Raw genomic sequence first — 7140 nt, 5'->3', positions numbered from 1 at the left:
AGAGGGGGGCCCTGTTCGACGCCGATCGGGGGTCCCTTTTGCACGCCGGTTGACATGGCTATCTCGCCACGGATCAGGCCGTAGCATTCGCAAGATACCCGCCGCAGCCCCTCAAGGTCGATCACGGTCACCTGACCCCGCTTGTACTCGATCACACCCACGGCCTGGAGTTTGCGGGCGACCACGCTGATCGCGTTCCGCTTCACGCCCAGCATCCCCGCCAGGAACTCCTGAGTGAGCGGGAGCCGGTCGGCCTCCGTGCGGTCGTGCGTGGCCAGGATCCAGCGCGCGAGCCGCTGGCGGACGTCGTGGAGCGCATTGCAGGCGACCGACTGGAGCAGCATGCGCGCATATACCTCGCGCCAACGCGTCACCGCGGAGCAGAAGGCGACGCTGTCGTCGATCATCTGCTCGAAATCGGCGGCGGTGGCGCGGTAACCGCTCCCGGGCAGCTGGACCACGTAGCGGGTGAATGCGTCGTCGACATAGCCGCTAGCGCTCATCGCGGCCGCGCCCTCGCGTCCGATCGCCGCCGCCTCGGCGGAGCGCCCGTCCTTCATCACCGACACGAGCGAGATCATGCCGGACAGCGGCAGGTACACGTGCGTGAGATTGTCGCCGGGCTCGTACAGGACGTGCCCCGACTCCAGCTTCACCGGCTCGAGCTTCTCCATCAGCAGCTTGCACTCGTCCGGCGGCACTCGGTCGAGCAGGTGATTACTGCTCGCGAGCGTCTCGCCATCGGGCACCGGCAGACTCGCGATCGACATGTCTCTCCTTGTTGAACGCCGGGTAGCTACGAAGCCCAACGCCCTCCGGTTCGATGCGGCTCCGAAAATTAAATAACCTAGGTTCGGAACTGAAGTCCCCAGCACTCATTTATGCACGGTGCGATACATAAGGGGCTTAGCGGTGTGCGGGTGTATGATGGCGAAGAGCGAGTTCCGCGCGCAGGTCGCGGGCGTGCCGGCCGGAACGCCCGCATCGTGACCGTCGGGGACGATCCGAATAGCGTCGTGTTGCCGATCGTCGAGGAGGCGCTCCGGCTGGGTAAGCGCGTTGTCGATACCGAGCAGGTGCGGGTGCGCACGACCTCGCACGAGGAGCAGGTCACGCTCTGCGGCGAGCTCGCGCGTGAGACCGTCACCGTCGAGGAGCGGCTGGTGGTCGAGAAGCGCCTGTTCGTCACCGAGGAGATCCGCCTTCGGCGTACCGCGTCGGTGACCCCGGTCGAGGTGCCCGCGACCCGACCCGTCATGCGCGCGGGGATCGAGCGCGAGCCCATGCACAATAATCAAAATGGAGATTTGAATGGCTGATCCGACTAACCGTCGCGACCCGAACGGGCCGAGTAAGGTTCATCTAGGCCCAAGCCACGAGGGCAAGAAGGCCTCGTGGTTGCCCTGGTTGTTGCTGGCGTGAGGCCTGCTCGCGCTCTTGTTCGCGCTTTCTCGCTGCGAACGCGATGAGGCGGTCACGCCCATCGTCGCGCCCGCAGCACCCGCTGCTGTGGCCCCTGTCGCTATCGACGCGCGCGAGCCGGCCGGCGTGTCGCAGGTCGGCCCTTATCTGGCTGGCACCGAGGCCGCCCCGCGCACCTTCGTGTTCGAGCGGCTGAACTTCGCCTCCGCATCGAGCGCCATCCGTCCGGTCGATCAGGCGGAGCTGGCGGCGATCGCGACCACGCTCAACCAGTACCCGAACAGCCGCGTCCGCGTGGTCGGCTACGCCGACGCGCGTGGCTCTGACCCCGCGAACGCCCAGCTCGGCCAGAGCCGCGCCGATGCCGTCAAGGCCGCGTTGACCGGGGCCGGCATCGCCGCGACCCGCATCGACACGGGCACGGGCGGCGAGGCCGATCCGGTCGACACCAACGCCACCGCGCCCGGTCGGGCGGAGAATCGTCGTACCGAGCTGGTCGTCCTCCAGCGCTGATTTCCAAGTTCCATCAAGGAGAATACCCCAATGTCACGCACCCTGACCGCCCTGTTCGACACCCGGGCCGACGCGGAGGCCGCCAAGGCCCGGCTGCAAGCGTCGAGCATCGATATTGACCGCGTCCATGTCCACGACCAGGGCTCGACCGGCTACGGCGAGACCACAGAATACTCCAGCCACGAGAACAAAGGCTTCTGGGCTGATCTCAAGGACTCGTTCCTTCCCGACGAGGATCGTCATACCTACGAGGAGGGCATCAAGCGTGGCGGCGCGCTGCTGACCGCCGAGGTCGACGAGGACGACTCCGACGAGGCGGTGCGCATTCTCGAGGACGCAAACTCGATCGACATGGACGACCGCGCCAACAGCTGGCGCGAGAGCGGCTGGGACTACGAGAGGACCCGCGGTCCGTCGACGGGCACTGGTGCCGGTATCGGCACGGCGGTCGGTTCCGCGCTGGGCTTGGGCAGCTCCAAGGAGTCGAATCTGTCGGATGGCCTGACCACGGGCCGTACGGGCAACGAAGAGCACATCGACATCGTCGAGGAGGAGCTGGTCGTCGGCAAGCGCGAGGTGAGTCGCGGCGGCGTGCGCGTACGCTCCTACGTCCGCGAGACGCCCGTCCACGAGCAGGTCACACTGCATGAGGAGCATGTCGCGGTCGAGCGCCGCCCGGTCGACCACAAGCTGACCGGCAACGAAGCCGACGCGTTCCGCGACCGCACGGTCGAGATGACCGAAACCGCCGAAGAGGCCGTGGTCGGCAAGACCGCGCGCGTCGTCGAGGAGGTGGTCGTTCGCAAGGAAGGCTCGGACCGGATGGAGACGATCGACGACACCGTCCGCCGCACCAAGGTTGAGGTCGACGACCTCAATACCAACCGCACTTCGGGTATGACCGATCGTGACCGCGCCAAGGGCACGGGCACGGGGTCTAAGGCGGCCGGGCTTGGCAACGAGGCAGTGGGCAACGTCAAGCAGGGCGTGGGTTCGCTTACCGGCAGCGAGAGCCTGGAGCGCTCCGGCGAGGCGCAGGAGCGTCGCGGCGAGCACCAGCAGGGCAAGACGCCGGACCGCTACTGATGAGGTGATCGGGCGGCGGAGTTGCGCAGCGCAGTGCCCGGTCGTTCCTCGTCAGCGTACCTCGGCCGCCCCGGCGTATCTGGGGCGGCCGCATTTCAAGGCCAAGGTTCAGGAACGGGGTGGGGGCATGATGATGGCCAAGAGCGACTACGATTACTTCAAACGACGTGCCGAGACCGAGCTGGAACAAGCGCGACGAGCGACCGACGCCAAGGTGGCGACCACGCATCGCAAGCTCGCCGAAGCCTACCGCGCGCGTGCGGCATCACTGGCGACGACCGGCGCAATCGCGCGCGACGCGGCATGAATCCAGAGGCCGCTGGCGGTCAATCCGGCTATCAATCGCCATCGTCGGACGGCGAGCCGCCCCACCTCGCGTCCGCGTTGCGGGGCACGCGGTTCGACGAACTAACCTTCCTATCGGCCGAGGACAGGCGCGCGCTCGCCCAGATCTCTACCGCTCTTCGATCGTTCAGCGCGGGCGTTGATCTCGTCACCGAGGGCGTGCGCACTGACCACATCTACTTCCTCACCCAAGGGTGGGCGTGTCGCTACAAGACGACCCGCCAGGGCGCGCGCCAGATCACCGGGCTCGCGGTGCCCGGCGACGTCTGTAATCTGGACTCGTTCATGCGCGCCGAGGTGAACTTCGGGGTGCGATCGCTGACTGCGGTTACTGTAGCAAAGCTCCCGCGCGACCGGGTGCAGGCGCTCGCGGCCGAGCGTCCCGGCGTGGCGCGCGCGTTCACCTGGCTTTCCATCATGGAGAACTCGATCCTGAGCGAACGGGCACTGTCGATCGGACGGAAAAGCGCCCGCGAGCGCTTGGCGCACTTCCTATGCGAGCTGAGCACACGCCTTGGTAGCGCGGTCGGGAACGAGGCCGTATTTCTGTTGCCGATCACCCAGGAGCAGATCGCCGACGTTCTCGGGCTGACGTCGGTTCACGTCAATCGCACCATGCGGTCGCTTCGGGCGGAGGGGTTGATCGCGGGTGCGGGCCGTCAGGTTACGGTGCCGGACATGGCCATGTTGAGTCGGGTTGGTGGGTTCGACGGATCATACCTTCACGCCATCCCCTTGCTATGGGCGAACTAACGGCTGCGTTCGTCAGCTGTTGGTCGGCCCGCGTCCGGGGCCTAGCTCACATACGTTAAGGCGGCTACGCATCGTCGCGGATGACCAGCGCTAACTCATTAGCAGTGCAGGAAGACCGGCGTCTGGCGGCGCTGGCGCGCTACCGCGTGATGAACACGCCGCGCGAGGACGGGTTCGATGAACTGGCCGCGCTCGCCTCCGAGATATGCGGCACGCCGATCGCGGTGGTGAACCTGATCGGCGGCGATCGGCAGTGGTTCAAGGCCGAGGTCGGACTAGGCGTCGACTCCACGCCTCTCGAGACATCGTTCTGCGGGACGGCGATCCTCGAGGAGGAGTTCATGCTCGTCCCGGATGCGACCCAGGACGAGCGCTTCGCGTGCAACCCGCTGGTGACGGCCGACCCGGGCTTGAAGTTTTATGCCGGCGCGCTGCTGAAATCGCCCGACGGTTATCCGATCGGAACATTGTGCGTGCTCGACTATGAGCCTCGGTCCCTCACCGAGCAGCAGCAGCGCGCGCTGTGCAGGCTTGCGCGGCAGGTCATGGCGCAGCTTGAGCTTCGTCTTGTCTTGCTCGAACGGGAAGAGGCCAATGCCGAGCTGCGCGTGAGCGACGCGCGCTTCCGGGCCGCGGTCGGCGCCGTGGAGGGTGTTCTCTGGACCAACAACTTCGCAGGCGAGATGACGGGGGTGCAGTCGGGCTGGGCTGCCCTTACCGGGCAGAGCAGCGACGAGTATCAGGGCTATGGTTGGTCGAAGGCGGTGCATCCCGACGATGCGCAACCGACGATCGACGCGTGGAACACCGCGGTCGCGAAGAGGTCCACCTTCTTATTCGAGCACCGCATCCGCCGACATGATGGCGTTTGGCGGCGTTTCTCGATCCGTGCGGTGCCGACCTTGGATGCTGGCGGTGAGATCCGCGAATGGGTCGGCGTTCATACCGACATAACCGAGCAGCGCGCGGCCGAGGAACAGCTGCGCAACCTCAACCAGCAGCTCGAGGAAAGGGTGGCCAGCGCGTTTGCCGAGCGTCGGCTGTTTGCCGAACTGGTCGAGAACACCGACGCGTTCGTCTTCGTGCTCGATTCAGACATGCGATGCCTGGCCATCAACAAGGCCGCGGTCGATGAGTTCGAGCGTGTGTACGGCAAGCGGCCGGCCGCCGGCGTATGCCTGCCCGATCTGATCGCCGACCACCCGGAGGAGCAGGCCGCGATGCGCGCGGTCTGGGCGCGCGCGCTCGCCGGCGAGGAGTTCACGCAAGTTGGCGAGTTCGGCGAAGCGACGCGCGACCGGCGCGCTTACGAGATGAAGTTCAACGTCCTGCGCGACGTCGATGGGCGCCAGATCGGCGCATATCAGTTCGTGTACGACGTGACCGACCGAATGCGTGAACAGGCCGCGCTCGCGACGGCCGAGGACGCCTTGCGGCAGAGCCAGAAGCTTGAGGCGATCGGCCAGCTCACCGGCGGGGTCGCCCACGACTTCAACAACCTTCTCACCGTCATCCGAGGCTCCGTCGACCTCCTCCGGCGCGACGACCTTAGCGACGAGAAGCGCGCTCGCTACGTCGACGCGATCGGAGGTACCGCCGACCGCGCGGCGAAGCTCACCGGCCAGCTTCTGGCCTTCGCGCGCCGTCAGGCGCTGAGCGCCGACCTGTTCGATGCCGGAGCCTCGCTTGGGGAGGTCGCGACCATGCTCCAGACGATGACTGGGTCGCGCATCAGATTGTCCGTCCAGGTGCCGGCCGAGCCCTATTTCATCGTCGCGGACAGGAGCCAGTTCGACACCGCCATCGTCAACATGGGCATCAACGCCCGTGACGCGATGGGCGGCGAGGGGCGGCTCACGATCTCGACGGGGCCGGTATCCGGCATCCCGCCGATCCGTGGCCATGCCGCCGTTGTCGGCGACTTCATCGCGGTGACGGTCGCCGACACGGGCGCGGGCATAGCGTCCGATCAGATCGACCGCATCTTCGAGCCGTTCTTCACGACCAAGGGCGTGGGCGAGGGAACTGGCCTGGGACTTAGCCAGGTGATCGGTTTCGCCAAGCAGTCCGGCGGCGACATCCGGGTGGACAGCACCATTGGCGAGGGCACGACCTTCACGCTCTATCTCCCGCGCGCCTATCCCGACGAGGCGACCAGTCCCCCTGGCGATGCGGAATCCAGCCACGTCGATGGGGATGGCACGTGCGTCCTCGTCGTCGAGGACAATCAGGATGTCGGCAGGTTCGCGACCGCGGCGCTGGCCGAGCTCGGCTATGAGAGCGTGCTGGCGGGTGACGCCGGCGCCGCGCTGGCGGCGCTGGCGACCGGTACCGCCCAGTTCAACATCGTGTTCTCCGACGTGATGATGCCCGGCATGAACGGCATCGAGCTCGGCGAGGAAATCCGCCGGCTATACCCAGATATGCCGGTCATTCTCACCAGCGGTTATAGTCACGTTCTCGCGCAAAATGGTCGCTACGGCTTTGAGCTGCTGCATAAGCCGTACTCGGTCGAGCAGTTGTCGCGCGTCCTCCAAAAGGCTGTTGCGTGGCAATCGGCACGTCGTTCCTAGAAGCTTTCGAAACCGACACCGATTGAGGCTGTTGAAAAACTAAAGCTTGCGGCCGTTGGGGCTAGGTGATTCCCTTAACCTAGGCAGGCGGGAGTGCGGAGCATGATGGGTCGGCAGGCTGAACTGGCAATTGATACTACCTCTTAGCTCGGTTGAGCCGGGGCGCCTGCGGCACGTCCGTCACCCCGAAGACGTCATCTGTCTTGATGATGCGGACTCCGTCAGCCGTTCTGATTGCGAGCCGAATCTCGGTTGCGGCGATCGGAACACCGTCGACGTAACGGCGTCCGACCACAATCGTGCGCGAGCAGAACGTACCGATAGGCTTACTCCCCGCGCAGTTCCTCGCTCTTTGGTCGATGTCCGGGACTGACCTACGGGCGCTCTCAAGCCCTGGTGCAGCGCGACAATCAGGATGCGAGCGCAGCGACAATCAAGATGAGAATCG

At 65.9% G+C, this 7140-nt stretch carries 7 protein-coding genes; 6 read left to right on the top strand and 1 reads right to left on the bottom strand.

All coding sequences use genetic code 11. The features are described from left to right. Positions 1–770 (bottom strand): Crp/Fnr family transcriptional regulator (locus ACFE71_RS14055; protein ID WP_375429398.1); only part of this gene is annotated, 770 nt, incomplete at its 3' end. A gap of 216 nt (positions 771–986) precedes the next feature. On the opposite strand from ACFE71_RS14055, the gene ACFE71_RS14050 reads away from it, so the two are divergent. The 6 genes from ACFE71_RS14050 to ACFE71_RS14025 all read left to right on the top strand — a co-directional run bounded on the left by ACFE71_RS14050 (position 987) and on the right by ACFE71_RS14025 (position 6692). Next, on the top strand, positions 987–1319 hold the full coding sequence (locus ACFE71_RS14050) for a hypothetical protein (protein ID WP_375429397.1): 333 nt from the start codon (positions 987–989) through the stop codon (positions 1317–1319). 190 nt (positions 1320–1509) lie between these two features. Beyond that, positions 1510–1935 carry an OmpA family protein gene (locus tag ACFE71_RS14045; RefSeq protein WP_375429396.1) on the top strand — a complete coding sequence of 142 codons (426 nt, stop codon included), beginning with the start codon at positions 1510–1512 and terminating at the stop codon, positions 1933–1935. A gap of 30 nt (positions 1936–1965) precedes the next feature. Next, on the top strand, positions 1966–3021 hold the full coding sequence (locus ACFE71_RS14040) for a DUF2382 domain-containing protein (protein ID WP_375429395.1): 1056 nt from the start codon (positions 1966–1968) through the stop codon (positions 3019–3021). Positions 3022–3148: 127 nt separating this feature from the next. Further along, positions 3149–3328 (top strand): hypothetical protein, encoded by a 180-nt coding sequence (locus ACFE71_RS14035; protein ID WP_375429394.1) that lies wholly within the window; start codon positions 3149–3151, stop codon positions 3326–3328. Continuing rightward, on the top strand, positions 3325–4119 hold the full coding sequence (locus ACFE71_RS14030; protein WP_375429393.1) for a Crp/Fnr family transcriptional regulator: 795 nt from the start codon (positions 3325–3327) through the stop codon (positions 4117–4119). The genes ACFE71_RS14035 and ACFE71_RS14030 overlap by 4 nt, the downstream gene beginning before the upstream one ends. An 80-nt stretch (positions 4120–4199) precedes the next feature. After that, complete coding sequence (locus ACFE71_RS14025; protein WP_375429392.1) at positions 4200–6692, top strand: PAS domain-containing protein; 2493 nt, start codon at positions 4200–4202, stop codon at positions 6690–6692. Positions 6693–7140 lie beyond the last annotated feature (448 nt).

The sequence above is a fragment of the uncultured Sphingomonas sp. genome (genome assembly GCF_964237155.1).
In the GTDB taxonomy this organism is placed as follows: Bacteria; Pseudomonadota; Alphaproteobacteria; order Sphingomonadales; family Sphingomonadaceae; genus Sphingomonas.
This window is presented reverse-complemented; position numbering and strand designations above follow the sequence as displayed.

Bases quoted from the DNA above. Each gene is read 5' to 3' on its own strand.
- ACFE71_RS14040 (WP_375429395.1), top strand. From the start codon at position 1,966: ATGTCACGCACCCTGACCGCCCTGTTCGACACCCGGGCCGACGCGGAG.
- ACFE71_RS14035 (WP_375429394.1), top strand. From the start codon at position 3,149: ATGATGATGGCCAAGAGCGACTACGATTACTTCAAACGACGTGCCGAG.
- ACFE71_RS14030 (WP_375429393.1), top strand. From the start codon at position 3,325: ATGAATCCAGAGGCCGCTGGCGGTCAATCCGGCTATCAATCGCCATCG.
- ACFE71_RS14025 (WP_375429392.1), top strand. From the start codon at position 4,200: ATGACCAGCGCTAACTCATTAGCAGTGCAGGAAGACCGGCGTCTGGCG.